The organism is Nonomuraea solani, from assembly GCF_900108335.1.
Lineage (GTDB): Bacteria > Actinomycetota > Actinomycetes > Streptosporangiales > Streptosporangiaceae > Nonomuraea > Nonomuraea solani.
On record NZ_FNVT01000033.1, the window covers coordinates 1 to 16,522 of the forward strand.

At 68.2% G+C, this 16,522-nt stretch carries 18 protein-coding genes; 12 read left to right on the plus strand and 6 right to left on the minus strand.

Going from position 1 to position 16,522, the window contains the following annotated elements; genetic code table 11:
• From C4V41_RS55275 to C4V41_RS55290, 4 genes are all read left to right on the plus strand, one after another.
• On the plus strand, nucleotides 1-378 hold a 378-nt coding region (locus C4V41_RS55275), incomplete at its 5' end, for an AI-2E family transporter (protein WP_146104198.1).
• A 507-nt stretch (nucleotides 379-885) separates the two neighbouring features.
• Nucleotides 886-1,218 carry a hypothetical protein gene (locus tag C4V41_RS61380; protein WP_146104199.1) on the plus strand — a complete coding sequence of 111 codons (333 nt, stop codon included), beginning with the start codon at nucleotides 886-888 and terminating at the stop codon, nucleotides 1,216-1,218.
• A 92-nt stretch (nucleotides 1,219-1,310) separates the two neighbouring features.
• Nucleotides 1,311-1,898 carry a DUF6328 family protein gene (locus tag C4V41_RS55285; protein WP_146104200.1) on the plus strand — a complete coding sequence of 196 codons (588 nt, stop codon included), beginning with the start codon at nucleotides 1,311-1,313 and terminating at the stop codon, nucleotides 1,896-1,898.
• Nucleotides 1,899-2,190: 292 nt separating this feature from the next.
• A complete protein-coding gene (locus C4V41_RS55290; protein ID WP_103964113.1) occupies nucleotides 2,191-2,475 on the plus strand; it encodes a GlsB/YeaQ/YmgE family stress response membrane protein in 285 nt (94 codons plus the stop codon).
• Nucleotides 2,476-2,750: 275 nt separating this feature from the next.
• Here the strand turns inward: C4V41_RS55290 and C4V41_RS55295 are convergent, their stop codons facing one another.
• A complete protein-coding gene (locus C4V41_RS55295; RefSeq protein WP_103964114.1) occupies nucleotides 2,751-3,713 on the minus strand; it encodes an acyl-CoA desaturase in 963 nt (320 codons plus the stop codon).
• A gap of 157 nt (nucleotides 3,714-3,870) precedes the next feature.
• Nucleotides 3,871-4,158, minus strand: a complete 288-nt coding sequence (locus C4V41_RS55300; RefSeq protein ID WP_160150741.1) for a lipopolysaccharide assembly protein LapA domain-containing protein — start codon at nucleotides 4,156-4,158, stop codon at nucleotides 3,871-3,873.
• Nucleotides 4,159-4,919: 761 nt separating this feature from the next.
• Between C4V41_RS55300 and C4V41_RS55305 the strand changes: the two genes are divergently transcribed.
• Both C4V41_RS55305 and C4V41_RS55310 read left to right on the plus strand, forming a co-directional pair.
• Nucleotides 4,920-5,117 carry a hypothetical protein gene (locus C4V41_RS55305; protein ID WP_103964116.1) on the plus strand — a complete coding sequence of 66 codons (198 nt, stop codon included), beginning with the start codon at nucleotides 4,920-4,922 and terminating at the stop codon, nucleotides 5,115-5,117.
• Nucleotides 5,118-5,212: 95 nt separating this feature from the next.
• Entirely contained in the window at nucleotides 5,213-6,187 is a 975-nt protein-coding gene (locus C4V41_RS55310; RefSeq protein WP_103964117.1) for a LysR family transcriptional regulator, read from the plus strand.
• Nucleotides 6,188-6,507: 320 nt separating this feature from the next.
• Here the strand turns inward: C4V41_RS55310 and C4V41_RS55315 are convergent, their stop codons facing one another.
• Both C4V41_RS55315 and C4V41_RS55320 read right to left on the minus strand, forming a co-directional pair.
• A complete protein-coding gene (locus C4V41_RS55315; RefSeq protein WP_103964118.1) occupies nucleotides 6,508-6,948 on the minus strand; it encodes a hypothetical protein in 441 nt (146 codons plus the stop codon).
• Between the two features lie 163 nt (nucleotides 6,949-7,111).
• Nucleotides 7,112-7,435 carry a GlsB/YeaQ/YmgE family stress response membrane protein gene (locus C4V41_RS55320; protein ID WP_103964119.1) on the minus strand — a complete coding sequence of 108 codons (324 nt, stop codon included), beginning with the start codon at nucleotides 7,433-7,435 and terminating at the stop codon, nucleotides 7,112-7,114.
• Between the two features lie 493 nt (nucleotides 7,436-7,928).
• Between C4V41_RS55320 and C4V41_RS55325 the strand changes: the two genes are divergently transcribed.
• From C4V41_RS55325 to C4V41_RS55335, 3 genes are all read left to right on the plus strand, one after another.
• Complete coding sequence (locus C4V41_RS55325; RefSeq protein ID WP_160150742.1) at nucleotides 7,929-9,203, plus strand: serine/threonine-protein kinase; 1,275 nt, start codon at nucleotides 7,929-7,931, stop codon at nucleotides 9,201-9,203.
• 423 nt (nucleotides 9,204-9,626) lie between these two features.
• Nucleotides 9,627-10,343, plus strand: a complete 717-nt coding sequence (locus tag C4V41_RS55330; RefSeq protein WP_103964121.1) for a GAF and ANTAR domain-containing protein — start codon at nucleotides 9,627-9,629, stop codon at nucleotides 10,341-10,343.
• Between the two features lie 57 nt (nucleotides 10,344-10,400).
• Complete coding sequence (locus C4V41_RS55335) at nucleotides 10,401-11,186, plus strand: GAF and ANTAR domain-containing protein (RefSeq protein ID WP_235030987.1); 786 nt, start codon at nucleotides 10,401-10,403, stop codon at nucleotides 11,184-11,186.
• Here the strand turns inward: C4V41_RS55335 and C4V41_RS55340 are convergent.
• On the minus strand, nucleotides 11,176-11,490 hold the full coding sequence (locus C4V41_RS55340; protein WP_103964122.1) for a hypothetical protein: 315 nt from the start codon (nucleotides 11,488-11,490) through the stop codon (nucleotides 11,176-11,178). The two genes, C4V41_RS55335 and C4V41_RS55340, sit on opposite strands and share 11 nt — an antisense overlap.
• Before the next feature lie 283 nt (nucleotides 11,491-11,773).
• Here C4V41_RS55340 and C4V41_RS55345 point away from each other — a divergent pair, with 283 nt between their 5' ends.
• Nucleotides 11,774-11,992 carry a hypothetical protein gene (locus C4V41_RS55345; protein WP_146104201.1) on the plus strand — a complete coding sequence of 73 codons (219 nt, stop codon included), beginning with the start codon at nucleotides 11,774-11,776 and terminating at the stop codon, nucleotides 11,990-11,992.
• A 1,425-nt stretch (nucleotides 11,993-13,417) separates the two neighbouring features.
• Here the strand turns inward: C4V41_RS55345 and C4V41_RS55350 are convergent.
• On the minus strand, nucleotides 13,418-14,260 hold the full coding sequence (locus C4V41_RS55350; protein WP_103964124.1) for an alpha/beta hydrolase: 843 nt from the start codon (nucleotides 14,258-14,260) through the stop codon (nucleotides 13,418-13,420).
• A gap of 535 nt (nucleotides 14,261-14,795) precedes the next feature.
• Here C4V41_RS55350 and C4V41_RS65010 point away from each other — a divergent pair.
• Both C4V41_RS65010 and C4V41_RS55360 read left to right on the plus strand, forming a co-directional pair.
• Nucleotides 14,796-15,401, plus strand: coding sequence for an STAS domain-containing protein (locus C4V41_RS65010; RefSeq protein ID WP_235030988.1), 606 nt, complete (start codon nucleotides 14,796-14,798; stop codon nucleotides 15,399-15,401).
• Nucleotides 15,402-15,589: 188 nt separating this feature from the next.
• Nucleotides 15,590-16,486 carry a YihY/virulence factor BrkB family protein gene (locus C4V41_RS55360; RefSeq protein WP_103964125.1) on the plus strand — a complete coding sequence of 299 codons (897 nt, stop codon included), beginning with the start codon at nucleotides 15,590-15,592 and terminating at the stop codon, nucleotides 16,484-16,486.
• Nucleotides 16,487-16,522 lie beyond the last annotated feature (36 nt).

Consider the following 16,522-nt stretch of genomic DNA (forward strand, 5'->3'; position numbering starts at 1 on the left):
TTCCTGGCCGGCTTCATCCCGATCGTCGGCATCCTGTTCGCCGGCGCGGTCGCGACCCTGGTCACGCTCGGCGCGAAGGGACCGATCTACGCGCTGATCTTCATCGGCATCCTGATCGTCGAGCAACAACTGGAAAACCACGTGCTCCAACCACTGATCGTCGGCCGGGTACTGCACTTCCACCCACTGGCGATCATCCTCGTCCTGGCCGTCGGCGGCATCCTGGCCGGCATCGCGGGCGCCGTCGTGGCCGTGCCGATCACCGCCATCCTCTACCGAGCCATACCCGAACTCTTCAAGAACGACCCGATCCCCCTCCCGGCAGCACCGGCCCCGAAACCACCGGCGCAGACCGTACCTCCTGAGAAGGAGAACTGACGGGTTCGGAAGCGGGCGGAGACGCACGACCAGCGGCTGGGGCGCGGAGCCTTGCGTCGAGGCGAGAGGCGAGAGTGCTGCCCATCCGGGGGTGAGCTGTGATCAGCTCCGGCGATGAGCTTTGCTCGGAATGTCCATATCCGTCTCCGGGCAGACGGCGTTGACTGACAGTGTCCGGTTACCTGTCTTCGGGTGGGATGCACCGGCGCTACTGGGGCGGAGGCGGTCATGTCAACCGAGACCGTGATGTGGGTGTCCATCATCGCCGGGGCGATGGTGGTGGTGCCAGTCTCCGGCTTCTGCCTGCTGCGGAGGCGTCGAGATCGCCTGCGCGAGCGATTCGGCCCCGAGTACGAACGCACGGCTGCCGCAGAGGTCACCCGCAGGACGGCCGAGCGTGCGATGCGAGTCCGTCGAACGCGATCAGGCTCACTCGACGTACAGCCGCTCGATCCAGACGCACGCCGCGGCTATGCCGACAGGTGGGCCGCGGTTCAGGAGCGTTTCGTGAACGAGCCGAGTCCCGCCGTCTGCGAGGCCGATCTGCTGGTGCGGGCCGTCATGGCCAAGCGCGGATACAGCACTGAGGACTTCGCGCAGCAGGCCTCAGACCTGTCACTGGGACACAGCCGCACCCTGGAGCACTACCGCCACGCCCACGAGATCAGCGGGCGCGCCGCGGGCAGGTGGGTGTCGATCCAGGAGCTGCGGCAGGCCATGACGCACTATCACGCCTTGTTCGACGACCTCATCGGCGACGACCAGCGGCCCCTCCGTGATCGGGCTGCCGCTCGAGCACCCCTGACACGGCCACGCGGAACTACGGGTCCCCGCCGGTAGGCCGCAGGCGCTCAGGAGGCCGCGAGCCGGAAACGCGATCGATGGATCCAGCCCATGGTCGCGCCACGGAAACTCATGGAGGTGTCAGACCAATGGCATTACCTCATCAGGAGAGCCAAAGCCGCCTTCTCCCCGATAGCGACTCCTCGGCTGGGACGGCTGAGGAGAGCGGCGCCGACGAAAGCCACAAGGAACGCATCGACCGTGAATTGTCCGAGCTCCTGCAGGGGCTTCGGGTCATGGTGACCGGAGTGCAGGTGCTGTTCGCCTTTTTGCTGGCGATGCCGTTTCAGAGCGGCTTCGCCAAGGTGGACACCTCGGGCCACTGGCTGTTCTTCATCGCGTTGACGGGGTCGGCCACCGCCTCGCTCTGTTTCATCACGCCCGCTGTTCAGCACCGGCTGCTGTTCCGTACCGGGCTGAAGGAGAAGATCGTCCGCCGCGCCAACGAGCTTGGCCTGGCCGGCGCCGTATCCCTGGCGGTCGCGATCACCGCCGCGATGGCGCTGGTGGCCGAGGTCGTGCTCGGCAATTGGCTCGCCATAGTGTTCGGCGCCGCGGCGGCGCTGGCGACCTGCTGGCTGTGGCTCCTGCAGCCGATCATCGACCTGCGCCGCCAAGTGGCGGCCAGCGCACCGCAGACAAGAGGTGGCGCGGGCCAACGAGACGGGCGCCGGTGAGCCGGTCGGCACCGACCGGGCGATCGTGATCGGTCAGTGGTCATGGCGAGGCCGTCTTTCCGCCGCGCTCATCGCTGGTTGCTCCACACCATCCTTCGCCTCGCTGATCGGTTCAACTGATGGCCCCTTCCCGAATCGCCTGTTTCCGCCTCAGCAGCCGGGGGGGTTGGCTCGAAGCGAACAAGTGTGACCGTCGGTGCCGGCAACCGGCCGGCGGCCGGCACCCTGCTTCGACCGGTCCGGAAGACCGATCCCACGCAGACATCGATGCACCGCCACAGGGAGTACGGCCATGGGCATCATCGCTTGGATCATCCTCGGGCTGGTCGCCGGCCTGCTGGCCAGAATGCTGGTCCCCGGCAAAGACTCGCAAGGTTTGATCATCACCCTCGCGCTCGGTGTCGCCGGCGCGCTGCTCGGCGGCTTCGTGGCCACCGAGGTGTTCCACGTCTCAGGCATCCAGGGCTTCTTCAACCTGTCCACCTGGATCTGCGCCGTCGTCGGCGCGGCAGCCCTGCTGCTCGCCTACAACCTGGTCACCGGCCGGCGCACTGGCCGCTGGGCCGGCCGGCGATAACCCCTCCCAGGAAGGATGTCACCGCCTGTGCCGGCGGTTGCTCCTGCTCATCGGTGCGGTGACCGTGATCCCTGATCTCGACATTCAGGCTGTCGCCCGTGCATGCGTCTGCGCAGGTTGGGCGCGGGCCGGGCGCCGTACAAGCTCGCCGGACAGATGCGCCGGGCGGCGTCTTCCGCGGATGCCGGGCGACGGTACGGGCCCTTAGGCGCCGGGCCACCGTGCTCCGTGGGCGTGGTCGTAATCCAGGCTGAGCCGTAGCTTCTCAGGGCCGGTCATGGCGAGAACTCGCGGCGTCGTGCGGCCAGGCGGGCCGGGCTCGGCCAGCGTACGTCGTGGGCCCAGCCGAGCCTTTCCAGCAGTCGGATCAGCCGGGCGGAGATGTCGATCTGGCCGGGCAGCACACCGTGGCGGGCACAGGTGGGGTCAGCGTGGTGGCCGTTGTGCCAGCTCTCGCCGAACGACAGGATCGCCAGCGGCCAGAAGTTCGCGGCCCGGTCCCCGGCGCGGGTCTTCAGAGGCCGCTCGCCGAAGACATGGCAGACGGAGTTGATCGACCAGGTGACATGGTGCAGCAGCGCGATCCTCACCAGGGCTCCCCAGAAGAACGCGGTCAGCGCGCCGCGCCAGGTGCCGGTGGCCAGCAGGCCGACGGCGGGCGGCAGCAGCAGGGAGGCCGCGACCAGCGGCCCGAACAGCCGGTCCACCCGGCCCATATCGGCGTCGGCGAGCAGGTCCTTGGCAAAGCGCCGCCGGTTGGTGCGGTCACGCTCGAACATCCAGCCCACATGCGCGAAGAGCAGCCCTTTGGCCAGACCGCGCACGCTGTGCCCGTAACGCCAGGGCGAGTGCGGGTCGCCATCACGGTCGGCGAAGGCGTGATGGCGCCGGTGGTCGGCCACCCACTGGATGACCGAGCCCTGCACGGCCAGGGACCCGGCCACGGCCAGGCCGATCCGCAGCCAACGGCCCGCTTTGAACGCGCCGTGCGTGAGATGGCGGTGGAAACCCACCGTGACGCCGAGCCCGGTCAGGACGTAGGTGCCGGTCGCGATCGCTACGTCGGTCCAGCTCAGCCCCCATCCCCAGGCCGCTGGCACGGCTGCTGCGAGAGCCGCGAACGGCACCAGCACGAATACCCACAACGCGATTACCGCCGCGACCGATTTACGGCCGTCGATGATCGGTACCGCGCTGAGTCGCTCCCGATCGACCACGCCTGCACCCGTCGGCTCCATGCCGGTTCCCTCCCATCACACACGCAGCGTCCTTTCCCCTTTGGGACCCGTTCGCCTGCCCACGCCTTCAGCGCACACACTCCCTTTGGGCTGTTTTGGGATTACGCGGATGCTCTGGTGGCGAAAAGCGTTCTGATGCGTGGGGAGTGCGCGCCGATCAGCGGTTCTGGCGGCGGCGCCGGCTGGCCAGGCGGCGGAGCTGGGTGATGCGGGCAGTGCCGAGCACCAGGGTGAGCAGGATCCCGCTGATCATGGCGATCAGCATCGCGACCGCGAGCGGCAGCGTGCCGTGCAGGCCGAGGAAGGACACCTGCGTGACGGTGGTGTTCTGCAGCATGAACACGATGAAGGCGACGGACACGAGCGCGGCGGCCCACACGCCCGCCCAGGCCACGCTGGTGCGGGTGACGGGCACCGGCCTGGAGTTCTCGGCGCTGGAGCGCACGGCCGGCGTCGGTGAGCTCTCGCCTTGGGGCACATCGGCTTCAGTCGTCTCAGCGGATGGCGCGGATTTGGTACGGAAGCGGTGCAGGATGCCCATGACAACCCTTCGGTGAGCCGGCCTGGCAGGCACCTCAAAAGCGGCGGGATGTCGTCGTTTCCGGATACCTCGACTCTACGTCACTCACCTGGCACGCTGATCGGCCTTCACTCACGGCGCGTCGGCAACGCGCCCGCAGGCTCGCTATCGCCGTAGGTGATGAGACTTGCTGGGAATGGACGTTTCCATCGGCTCGCGGATCACCTTGACTGAGGACTGATCAGCCGGCGCAGCTTGCGTCGCTGTCACCGTGAGGGGGTCGTGATGACCCGGGACGCAGAAGGAATGAACGTGACCGCGCGTCGGTCTGAACGGTCAGGCGACGCGTCGCGATCACATCGTCCTGCTCTCGGCTGCGGAGCCGGGCTTGCCCACGCCCACCTGGGCTGGCTGTTCACCGACGACCAGACCCTACCCGAGAGTTATGCTGGCCGATCCGGCCATCGCCCGGGCGGCACGCGCCTTTCCCCACGCTGTGCACGCTGTCGCAGGCGATCTGAGGCAGCCCGGCGGGAAGGCCAGGAACGCGTTCAAGCGCTGATCCTCACTTCGACAGACCGCCCGGCCGGTCCAGGTCTCGAGCCGGGATCCCGCCCGGACGCCGGTGAACTCCACGATGACCCGCCCGACACCCCCGCGCAAGAACGAAGATGGAGGTAGGACCGATGCGCATCGCATCAGTAGTGCTGATCCTGTGGCTGATCGCCGGCGCCATCGCCGCCGGCCAGCGCAACTACTACACACGACCAGTGGAGAACTGCAATCAGGTGGCCACCATCGCGGTGACGATCCTGGCAGGCCCCCTCAACTATCTCGGCATGAACCCGAAGATCGCCTGCCAGACACCTCAACCCAGCAAGTAGTGCCCCGCTTCCAGAAGTTCGCACGCCCACGAGGAACCTAGAGTTGGAGACGACGGCCCGGATCGGCGCCGCCCAGGCAGGAAGGGGTGGCAGGCATGGAATTACGTCAGTTGCGCTATTTCGTGACGCTGGCCGAAGAGTTGCACTTCGGCCGGGCCGCGGCCCGCGAGCACATCGTGCAGTCCGCGCTGAGCCAGCAGATCCAGCGACTGGAGCGCGAGCTAGGCGTGCGCTTACTGGATCGCAGCACTCACCACGTCGGCCTGACCCCGGCGGGTGTCGCTTTCCTCATCGAGGCGCGCCAGATCCTCGACCACGTGGGCCGGGCCGAGCAGGCAGCACGCAGCGCCGCCGCCTCAGCGCCCACGCTCCGTGTCGGCATCATCGACGCCGGCTACGACACCATGCCGCAGATCCTGCGCGAACTCCAGCACGCCCACCCCGACATCACGATCCATCAGGTCGAAGCCGGCACCCCCGAGCAGTACCGGCAACTGGCCGACGGCCGCCTGGACATCGCCATCGGACACGCCTCCCGAACCCCGGCCGAGGTGACGTCCAAGCTGATCAGGCTCGATCCGCTCGGCGTGCTGGTGCCCAACGACCACGCCTTCGCCGACATGACGGACGGCGTACCCGTCGCCGCCCTGGCCGGCGAGCCCCTGCTACTCGGCGAGGAAAGCCAGACCCCGGAGCTCAACGAGTTCGTCCTCCAGCTATGCCGCTCGGCCGAGATCGCTCCGGCCATCTACGAGGGAACCGTCGAGAGTACCCGCGCAGCCGCCGACCTCGTACTCCAGAACCGCTGCGTGCACTGCGTCCCCGCCTCCTTCCGCACCTCCAACCGGCCCGGCACCACCTGGCGGCCCCTGATCGAACCCACCGCGCACTACCCCTGGTCCCTGCTGTGGCACCAGGACAACCCCTCCTCCCACATCGCCACCGTCATCAACAGCGCACGCCAACTCGCCGAACGGCTCGGCTGGCTGGAATCCGCCGCCCCGGCCATCGGGACGGCATCCGGCGAAGGTGCCCCGAGTGCCATCAGCCATAGTGATGAGGCCATCTGACGCGCACCGACACTGAACGCCATACGCCCGCCGCAGGCGCGTGGTCGAGCACCGACTGAGCCCTGCCGGTGGTGGCCCCTTCTCGGGACAAGCACACCCGGCGGGCGCACTCTGGCGCCTACCGGCACGCCAGAAGTGCCGACGTCTGCTGATCCGCGGCAACCGGGTCATCGAGGCATTGGAGGATGCGGATATCTCGTACGCCCCCTCCGAAACGTTGAACGGGCAGCGCGTACGGCACAACGTCAACGCCTCCCTCACGCAGGTCCCGCAGGGTGTTGGTCAGGCGGCTGGGCCGCCCCAAACCAGCGCGAGCCACCTCACCGCGTCGCGTGGTCGTCGGCGAGCGGCATCAGCTTGTGCAGGACGTTGCGGTAGGCGCGCAGGGCCATCCTCAGCCGCTCGGTCTCCGTGTCGTCCTGGTCGGTGTTCTTCCAGGGCTCCCGGAGCTCACCCAGGCGGCGTTCCAGCGTCTCGCGGATGGAGGTCATCACTTCGTCCATGAGCGAGTCGGCTCGCCGGACGGCTTCGCGCGGGTCGTCCACGAAGGACGCCTGGAGATCGTGCCAGCGCTCCAGGACACCGCTCGGTTCGCTGCCGAGCAACGAGCCGCGTTGCGGTGGCGCGGGTTCGGCCGCCGGGTCGAAGACGAGCTTGTCCGGCGTGAGGACCGTTGTGTCGTCCTCTCGAGCCGGCGCGGGCTGAGGCGGCGGTACGTCGGTGGCGTGGTCGAGAGGCTCTTCGTCGTTACGGCTGTCCATGCGATCAACTCTCTTGAGGTCGCCGTGCAGGGCGGGGTGGCGGTCACGGGCATCGGCAGCTGGTTGCGGACGGTCCTTGTTCCCCTGGAGACTCGATGCCTTCGCATCGCCCGAGCGGATGGACGTTCCCCGGTCGGGCCGATGCCGTCGACCGTTCCCCTGCTCAGCGCGAAGTGAGAATGGCCCCGATGGCGATGCAGGTCACACCCACGCCACCGCGCTCGGCCGGTGTCGCCCGGTGAACAGGGTTGTAGGCGAGCAGCAGAACAGCCGCACCGACGATGGCGCAGACCCAGGTGGACAGGTTGAAGAACCCCTGAACACCCGAGACGTGGAACAGCTGCGTGGCGACGAAGCCGCCCAGCAGTGCGCCGGCGACGCCGAACACGAAGGTGATGATCAGCCCTTGCGGGTCTTTGCCGGGGACCAGCGCTCTGGCCACCAGTCCGGCTACCAATCCGAGGATGATCCAGGCGATGATGCCCATGACCGAACTCCTAGTGCGGCGATCGATGGCTGCGCGGGATCGGTCTTCCGGACCGGTCGAAGCAGCGGGCCGACCGCCCGCGGACTCGCCGGAGCCGGCTGTCGAACTCGTTCTCCTTGAGCCAACATCCCCGCGTGCGGTACGGACACCGCCGATCCCAGAAGAGTTCATCACCACAGCCGATCACCGAAGCGGAGCACGGGCGACGAGAACCGTCTGGCGGCTGTGCGGCAGAAGGCCCGGATCGGTGGGCCCCGTCGGGGCCTGCCGAAGGGATTTGATCGGTGATCAGCTACGGTGATGAGCTTTGCTCGAAACGCCGGTAGCCGTCTGCTGGTCAGCGGCATTGGCTGGGTTTGTCTTACTGCCCGTCTTCGGGCGGCGTGCGCCGGCATCGGCGCCCAAGTGACGGCTGGCGGACAGGAATGTGGATATGGCGAGGGCTGGCCAGGCGCCACAGACCAGGCCGTTACCGACCGGCGATCACGATCGGATGGCGCTCCTGGCGAGTGCCGGCGCCTCCACCTACCGGCAATGGCCTGTCCTCGACCTCTCGTCCAGGCATGACGTCGATGCGGCAGCCGAGTATCGCAGGCTCGATACACCGCTGGATACCTCTCTTCTCGCCGACCGCTACCGGCTGCTCCAACCTCTCGGGCGAGGCGGCATGGGAACGGTCTGGCACGGTCATGATGAGCTGCTGACCCGCGAGGTCGCGATCAAGGAGGTGCCGTTGCCCGCCGGGCCCGAACGGACGATCCTGGCCGAGCGCACACGTCAGGAGGCACGCGCCATGGCTCGCATCAGCCATCCCAATGTCGCGGGTGTGTACGACGTCGTCGAGGTGGCCGGTCAGCCCTGGATCGTGCTGGAATTGGTGCGCTCCCGAACGCTCGGTCAAAGGGTGGCCCAGGACGGGCCGCTGTCTCCGCGCGTGGTGGCGAATATCGGGCTGGACGTGCTGCAGGGGCTGTGCGCCGCTCACACGGCCGGGATCGTCCACCTGGATGTCAAGCCGGACAACGTGCTGCTGGCTCATGACGGTCGCGTGGTCCTGACCGACTTCGGCATCGCCGCGATGGACGGCGATGCCTCCCTCACCGAGACCGGAACGCTGACCGGTACCATGGCCTTCCTGGCTCCTGAGCGGGTCACAGGCGATACCTGCCGGCAGTCGGACCTGTGGTCGCTGGGCGCCACCCTTTTCATGGCCGTCGAAGGGCGGCCCCCCTTCGGCCGTGACACGGCGATTCATACGCTCGTTGCTGTGCTCGCCGACCCACCCGACCCCTTCCAAAGGGCTGGACCGCTGGCGACCGTGCTCGCCGGCCTGCTCGACAAGAACCCTGCCACGCGACTGGACGCAGCCGGCGCGCGCGAGCAACTCCAGCGCGTGGCGGATCTATGGCCACTGAAGGACAAGCCGGCAGCGACCACTCTCATGCACATCCCCGTGGCAGCGACCTCACCGTTCATGCCCGGAATCGCCGCGCCGTCAGTGAGAGGATCCCAACCCGGCAGCGCCAAGGCCCGCCGGGCGGCCGTCGGGGCGGCGATGGCCGGGCTCTTCGGACTGCTCACAGCAGGCGTGGCCTGGTCGACCGGATCAGGACATCCTCACGGGCTCGGGCACGAGCGGCCGCGATCGCCGCATGGCCGGGAGCAGATCGACGCGGTCGCGACGCGGCGCCCGACGGTTCAGGGGGCCGGGCGAGATCTTGTAAGAGAGGTCGCTGGATCGTCCCGACCTGCCGGACCACGACCTTGAGGCCCGCCGACCCACAATCGGGCGGAGATTTTCACCAGCGCGGACCTCCCACCGCCGTAGCCAAAAGATCCGCTGCCCATCGTTTCTCGTAGCGATCCGCTCGATCTCTTCGCAGCGCGGGCAAGGGATCGACCGGGCTGCATGCGATAGCCGCTGAGGACAAAGCCGCACGCCCAGCGGAGGATCGGCGAGGCTGCGCCTGAGTTCGGTGTTCAGATGGCGGCCTCACCGGTTTGGGTCGGCAGGGTGATCAGCCGAGCCGTCAACTGCCCACGTTCTGCTGACCGGGCTGGATCACGTCCTGCTGTAGTCTTCGCGCTTCCGCCCCGTCGCCGAGCCCGGTCGTCTGGCCCTTTCGCCGTGGCGGGGAGCGTACGGTGAAGGCTACGTGTCCTTCGGACGCGGGGCGGGCGGTCATGGCGAGTGGACGATGAAGCGCTGCGCGTCTGGGAGGTGATCGGCGCTGCCGCGGCAGGCCGGCGCGGGCCGGTCGGGGCGCAGGAAGTGTGCACGGCGTGCGTGGACGCACTACGGCTGACCGGGGGCGGGTTGTCGGTGATCAGCGGCGTTCCCGGGATACAGCTGATGCCGTTACACATGGTCGGCGCGCTGGGTCGTGATCTGCTGGAGGCGGAGCTGACCAGCGGGGACGGGCCGTGCGTGGACGCGGTCCACAGCCGCGTGCCGGTGCTGGTCGGGGATCTGCGCGGGCGTGGGCCACAGGAGCGCTGGCCGTTGTTCACCGCGCTGTCGCAGGCGGCCCGGGTGCGGGCGGTGTTCGCCTTCCCGTTGCTGGCCGGTCCGGTCAGCGTCGGGGTTCTGGCGCTGTGTCATGACCGTCCGCGGGTGTTGAGTGAGGCCGAGCGGGCGCAGGCGCGGCACTTCGCCGACGCGGCCTTGCTGCTGCTGCTGAACATGGTCATGGTCGATGGCGACGGCGAGGCGATGCCGGTCGGGGCTCTGGCGTTGGGGGCGGAGATCCACCAGGCCAGCGGCGTCGTGGCGGTGCAGGCCGACTGTTCGGTGGAGGAGGCGTTGTTGCGGCTGCGCGCGTATGCGCTCGCCTCCGACGAACCACTGTCCCAGGTGGCGCGGCGGGTAGTGAAGCACACGCTGCGCTTCTCCGGCCACGAGACCTGAGCGGACCGGCCGGTTCTCCTCTGCTCGGGCGGGGTGGGCGGGCGTAGGCTGCCAAAGGTGGAGACTTCCCCGCCCCGCGGCCCGGAACGACAGGTGGCCGAGGCGTTCATCGCGCTGGCCGACACGCTGGTGACCGGGTTCGACCTGATCGACTTCATGCACGGCCTGGCCGAGCGATGTATGGACCTGCTCGGAGTGGACGCCGTCGGCCTGCTGGTCACCGACCAGCGCGGCCGGCTGCAGTTGATGGGCGCCTCCAGCGAGCAGACCCGGCTGCTGGAGCTGTTCCAGCTGCAGAACGACCAAGGCCCCTGCCTGGTCTGCTTCCGCTCCGGCCGGCCGGTGCACTGTGCCGACCTGGCCGGTCCTCAGGCCGGCGCCTGGCCGCGGTTCGCCGAGCAGGCCCGCCTCGCGGGCTTTGGCGCGGTCAGCGCACTGCCGATGCGGCTGCGCGAGCAGATCATCGGCGCGATGAACCTGTTCCAACTGCAGCCGGGCGAGCTGGACGCGGGCACCGCCGCGCTGGCCCAGGCCATGGCCGACATCGCCACCATCGGACTGCTGCAAGAACGGGCCATCCGCGAAAGCCAGGTGCTGTCGGAGCAACTGCAGCATGCCCTGACCAGCCGGGTGGTCATCGAACAGGCCAAGGGCATGCTCAGCGAACGACACGCCCTGCCCATGGACAAGGCGTTCACCCTGCTGCGCCAGCACGCCCGCAGCCATCACCAGCACCTCACCGACCTGGCCCGATCAGTGGTGACGCGCACCACCGACCTGCCGCCACCAGACTCCGGCCAAGGCCCGCCGGCCTCGCCCCAGCAGGACCCGCTCACGTCCTGACCGGCATCGCGGCCCAGTTCGGGCGGCCCGGCCGACCGGCTGCTCGGTGTGATGGTGCCGTGCACGCGTCGTACCACCACATCGAGCGCGACCAGTCGTTCGGCAACAGCGCCAGGGGCAGGGGCAGGAAATGCGTCACCACCACAAGCGCGACCCACCACGCCATCCACCAGGACGTGCCGCGCCTGGCCCGCGGGAGGCACCCGGCTCCCGCTGCGATGACCTCAGCCTCGACCAGGACGCCGAACCACGCGTACGTCCCCTCCAGCTCCCAGTCCGCAGCGGTCAACACCCCGAAAGCCACGCGAGCCCTTTGGCGCAGAGGCCGGCTCGGCATCGTGTTCCCAGGGCTGCGAGCCACACCGGTCGTGAGCAGCCCTGACCGAGAGGTGACGGCTGAAGGCCAGGATGAATACCAGCCCCGCAAGACAGAGACCAGCCGATCGGACAGCCGGCCCGACGGGGCCGGACCTGCTCGGAGCTCAAGGACGGCAAGGTGAATGATGTCGAATGCTCGGCCTCCGCGGTGTGCGGATCCCGACAACGGTGTGGACCAGGCCCTGACCGGCGTCTTGGAGGCGATCGGCATGGCCTCGCGATCTCTCGCCTTCCAGAACGCGATGAGCATGGCCCGCGACGGTGACCTGCAGCGGCTCGCCGTTTACCTGGAGGCGATGACGCCTGATCAACTCGTTGAGATGGCCGGCACCGCGCGGTTGCTCAACATCGAGGCCGGCCAGGCGCTGGCCAGAAGGGCCCATTACGGGTGTGCGTCACCCGCCGATCCGGCCTCTGGCGGCCCCTGACCACTTCACCGTCGGTCATGCCGAGCGCGTTGACAGCGACGACGTGGTGCGGGATGTCGCCCCAGCGAAGGTCCCGATCCGGGGATCTTCGAACGCCCCCGTCTTCGTGCTCGGCGTCGACATGAACCCAGGCTGCCGGGTCGTCTCCGGTGCGGACGGAATGCTGCGAGCAACATGTTCATGACCAGTCACGCGGTCGGCAGAGAGAACGGGTCATCGGCCAAAGACGCCATCCTCAACGTGATCACTCTCTTCGCGAGCCCGTCCAGCGTGCCCGGCGCTGATGCGCCGTCGCGTCAGCCGCAGCCAGGGCCGCCGCCGAAGCGGCGTCTACCCCATCGCCGGGAAATCGCTGTGCTTTTCGGCGCTCGGTCACCCCTTCTCTCATCGGACCGTGTACCGCCCATGCTCGTGTCGAGAAGGCAGGCCCCGCCCGAGGACCCAGGGCATCGCACGGATCGCGCTCGGCCGACATCGTCGGGATGCTCCTCCAAGAGGTTGATCCGGCTCGGTGGCACGATCAGCAGCCATTTCACCCTGCTGGGCGTGCACCCGGATCGGGTACGGCCTGACCGCGGATGCGGGGGCTCGCGTGGCGAAGGGGATCGTCGAGTTCATGGTCGGAGTTCCTCTCTTGTCAGAGGACCGGAGGAAGCAGGCGGAGCGGACCTGCTCGTTGCCCGAGCGGATGAGCGCCCGGCAACGGGTGTCCCGGATCCGCGCCGAGTCCGTGCGCATCTGAAGCCGGCGACCAGCGGGACCGGCGGGCTCAGGTTGCGGCACGCGCTAGACCCCGAAGGGCCGCAGGGGGCCGGGATCGGTGACGCGGCCACCCTCGTTCTCCCAGGAGGCCGAGTCGTCGCGGCCAGGCAGGGCCCCCGTTCGGGACATCACGTTGGAAGATGTCGGCGGGCCGGACGCCGCCCGTGCCGGCGGCGAGCGTGAGCGCGGCCATGTCGGGGGCGTCTGAGCCGCCGGGACGGCGCGGGTCCTTCAGACCGGCGCGGGTGCGCCGGATGGAACGCGACAGGCCCTCCGCCAGAGCCTTGGACAGCTCGGTCTTACCGACGCCGAGGGACCCGCGTAGAGGTATCGGGGTCGGGTTCGCCAAGTCCAACGACACCGACTCCGACGACGACCGGATGAAGTCCAAGATCCAGGAAGAGCTCAAGCGGCACTTCCGGCCCGAGTTCCTGAACCGGGTCGACGACATCGTGGTCTTCCACCAGCTCACGCCGGCCGAGACCATCAAGATCGCCGCCAGGCTGAAAGCCCGGCGACCTGTTCGAGGTCGCGGCGACGCCGGTGCGAGACCCGCCCCCGAAGCTCACGTGACGCGGCGCCGCCCATGCGATCGGGCGTGGAGATGCTGGTGGTGCGGGGAGTTGGACGTGGCCGGCAAGCCGGTGTTGTGTGCGGCGGCGCTTATCGTGTGTCTTCGCGGTGCTTTCTGGCGTATCTCGCGATGTGCCGCTGTGCCCAGTGGACGACGTGGTCGGCGACTTTCTCCCATTCGGGGACGCCGAGGGAGAAGTGCGGCATGCGGGCGAACTCCTGGTAGTCGGTGACCGCACGGGACTTGCGGTAGCGCTGGTAGGTCTCCCGTACCAGCGTGACGGGGACGGTGTGGTCGGCGCCACCGGCGATCAGGAGCAGCGGGGCTCGGGTGTCGTTGTGCACGTTGACTCGGGTCGCGGGGTGCCGTAGCAGGTTGGCGGTGGCGGCCTGGAACACCGGCCGGCCGGGGGCGGGCACGTGGTAGCGCTGGTAGATCGCCTCGGACTCCTGCGCGGTCAGAGTGTTGGTGAACGCGTAATGAAATTGTCGGGCGTTCAGCGCCACCGTCCTGGAACGGTTACCGGGATTGGACAGCACCGGGAAGGCCGAACGCAAGCTGCTGAGCGGCAGGCGCAGCACGCCCTTGATCGGGGCTGGGTGGATCGCGACGCCGGCGACGCCCAGGCCGCGGTCCAGCAGGATCTGCGTGATCAGGCCGCCGAAGGAGTGGCCGACGATGAGGGGTGGCTGAGCCTGCTCGCGGACGACCTTCTCGTAGAAGTCGGCCACTTCGGTGACGCCCAGGCCGTTCATGACCTCCGGATTCTTGCGCAGGGCCTCAACCTCGATCTCCATGCCCGGCCAGGCCGGGGCGGACACCTGGTGGCCCAGCCTCGTGTAGCGCTCGATCCAGTGTTCCCAGACGCGCGGGGTCAGCCACAGCCCATGAATGAGGACAATGGGAGGCTTGGTATCTGTGCTCTCGCTCATGGGTCTCTCCTGTGACGGCATGGGGCAGGCCGTCGATAGCCGTGGAGGCGGTAGGGCACGCGACACGTCAGCCTTGAACCGGCGATCGGGGATGAGGTGAAAACCGTGCGTCGCGTCTCCGAGATCCGTTCTGTCCTCCCCATCGCACAGGAGTACGGAGCCAAAGGAAACGGTCAATTCAAGCGCAACTCATCTCCTTAGCTGATAACCGGAGCCTGTGGTGGAAGACCGGCTCAGCACTGGCTGCCGGCAACGTCGAATTGCTGGACGGTAGCGTCAATCAGGCCTGGTCGCATTGTTAGGTTGATACCGAGTGCAGCGTGTTCATAACCAGTGACCAGGTACACTTAAAAACACCGAGGACTTTTCCCGAGCGTTGGCAGTCAGGTCGGCGTCACCCCCGGCGAACCACCACCGGCCCCTTCGAAGGGGCCCGGACGGGTCAGGCGACCATGACGCCGGCACTTCTCTCACCACCCGCACCGCTTCGGCGATCCCGCGGATCGATTCCGCGCCACGGCTCAGCCTCCACCCGGTGCCCAACCGGGAGGCCGTGGTGGACGGGGCCTGGTGGCCTTACTCCCATGACGCGGCCGGCGACCCGATCGTCCTGCTGATCATCCCGCCGGGCACCGCTGCCGGCACCGCCGAGGCCACGCTCAAACTCACCGCCCAGGAAACCACCGGCCTGGCGCTCGACGGCATCCTCACGCTGGCGAGCCTGCCGGCCGAATCCCACCCTGCGCCCTGCGTTCCGTGCGGCGACGGGACGGCCGGCAGGCATCTCCTACGTTCGGCTTCACCAGTAAGGAAACCCATGACCGTCATCGACACCGCCCCGCCCAGCGGGGCGAGCGTCTCGGCACCGACTCTCGTACATCTGTCGGGGGACATCGACATCTTCACCACAGCGCGGCTACGCCGGCGACTGCTCAACGCACTCAACACCAGCACCGGCCTGCTCGTCCTGGACCTGTCCCAGGTCGCCTTCTGCGGCGCCGGAGGACTGGGCGTACTGATCGGCGTCCGGCAACGTGCCGAGGCCCGAGGCATCACCCTCGCCCTGACCGGCGTTCCGCCACGCATCGCCAGGCTGCTGCAGGCCACCGGCTTGGACCAACGCTTCGCCGTCATGGCGTGACCGGCATGCAGGGGATTGGCAACACTTTCAGGCCTTGGGCCAGGGAAATGTGGGAGAAATAAAATTCGCTTCATGGGTAGGGGTCATTCCGCCCTATCAGCTATCCACGGCGGCGCGGTGAGCCATCTTCTGCGAAAGACCACAGCGCGCGATCACGGCCGCATTCTGCCGGCGTCCCGGCTCCGGCCATGAGCGCCGCACGGCGCTGGGCCGGCCGGATGGCGGCAGGCTGGAAGCATGCGAGGAACCGGCACGGCTGGCTGGATCACACGGCGCGCGCCCTGATCCGCTACGACAAGGCCGACGCCGGCCGGCTGGCGGCCGCCCTCACCTACTACGCCTTCTTCGCCACCTTCGCCCTGGCCCTGCTGGGATTCGCCATCCTCAGCCGCTTTCTGGACCAGCCGACAGCGCTGGCCGAGATGCAGCGCTACCTGAGCGACACCTTCCCCCGCCTGGACGTCCAAGCCCTTCGCGACGCCGGGGGAACAGCCGGGCTGGTCGCCTGCGTAGTGCTACCACTGACGGGCCTGTTCTGGATGGACACCCTACGCTCGGCGACCAGGGCGATCTGGCGACTCGAGGAATATCCAGGCAACTTCTTCCTGCGTCAGATCATCGACCTGGGCATCGTGGCCGGCCTCGGAATACTGCTCTCCCTGTCGCTCACCGTCGCCTTCGCCGCCGAATGGGTGGTGACCTGGCTCGCGGTCAACACCATCGGCGCCGACGCCACCCCGGCCCGATGGGTGCTGTCGATGACGACCTTCGTGCTGAGACTCGGAGTCAACACCCTGCTGGCCATGGCGCTGCTGACCGCGCCACCACGACTGCACCTACCGCTCCGCCGAGTGATCGGGCCGGCGCTCATCCTCACGATCGGCCTGGAGATCCTCAAGACCCTCGGCCAAGCCCTGCTCAACCTCACCGCCGCCAACCCCGCCTACCAAGTCGTCACCGGAGCCGTGGCGATACTGCTCTTCCTCAAAGTGCTCAACCAGCTCATCCTGTTCGCCACCGCGCTGGCGGCCACCAGCACCACCGGAGACGTCACCGACCTGGCCACTCGGCCAGATCCCTCATGACCTCGGGTTTCTCCCCATTGAGGCCCTGCCGGCACG

Excerpts from the sequence above, each read along its gene's own strand:
- C4V41_RS55345 (WP_146104201.1), top strand. The coding sequence starts at position 11,774 with ATGGCCTCGCGATCTCTCGCCTTCCAGAACGCGATGAGCATGGCCCGC.
- C4V41_RS55290 (WP_103964113.1), top strand. The coding sequence starts at position 2,191 with ATGGGCATCATCGCTTGGATCATCCTCGGGCTGGTCGCCGGCCTGCTG.
- C4V41_RS55310 (WP_103964117.1), top strand. The coding sequence starts at position 5,213 with ATGGAATTACGTCAGTTGCGCTATTTCGTGACGCTGGCCGAAGAGTTG.
- C4V41_RS55325 (WP_160150742.1), top strand. The coding sequence starts at position 7,929 with ATGGCGCTCCTGGCGAGTGCCGGCGCCTCCACCTACCGGCAATGGCCT.
- C4V41_RS55295 (WP_103964114.1), bottom strand. The coding sequence starts at position 3,713 with ATGGAGCCGACGGGTGCAGGCGTGGTCGATCGGGAGCGACTCAGCGCG.
- C4V41_RS55305 (WP_103964116.1), top strand. The coding sequence starts at position 4,920 with ATGCGCATCGCATCAGTAGTGCTGATCCTGTGGCTGATCGCCGGCGCC.
- C4V41_RS55285 (WP_146104200.1), top strand. The coding sequence starts at position 1,311 with ATGGCATTACCTCATCAGGAGAGCCAAAGCCGCCTTCTCCCCGATAGC.
- C4V41_RS55315 (WP_103964118.1), bottom strand. The coding sequence starts at position 6,948 with ATGGACAGCCGTAACGACGAAGAGCCTCTCGACCACGCCACCGACGTA.
- C4V41_RS55360 (WP_103964125.1), top strand. The coding sequence starts at position 15,590 with ATGAGCGCCGCACGGCGCTGGGCCGGCCGGATGGCGGCAGGCTGGAAG.
- C4V41_RS55320 (WP_103964119.1), bottom strand. The coding sequence starts at position 7,435 with ATGGGCATCATCGCCTGGATCATCCTCGGATTGGTAGCCGGACTGGTG.
- C4V41_RS55350 (WP_103964124.1), bottom strand. The coding sequence starts at position 14,260 with ATGAGCGAGAGCACAGATACCAAGCCTCCCATTGTCCTCATTCATGGG.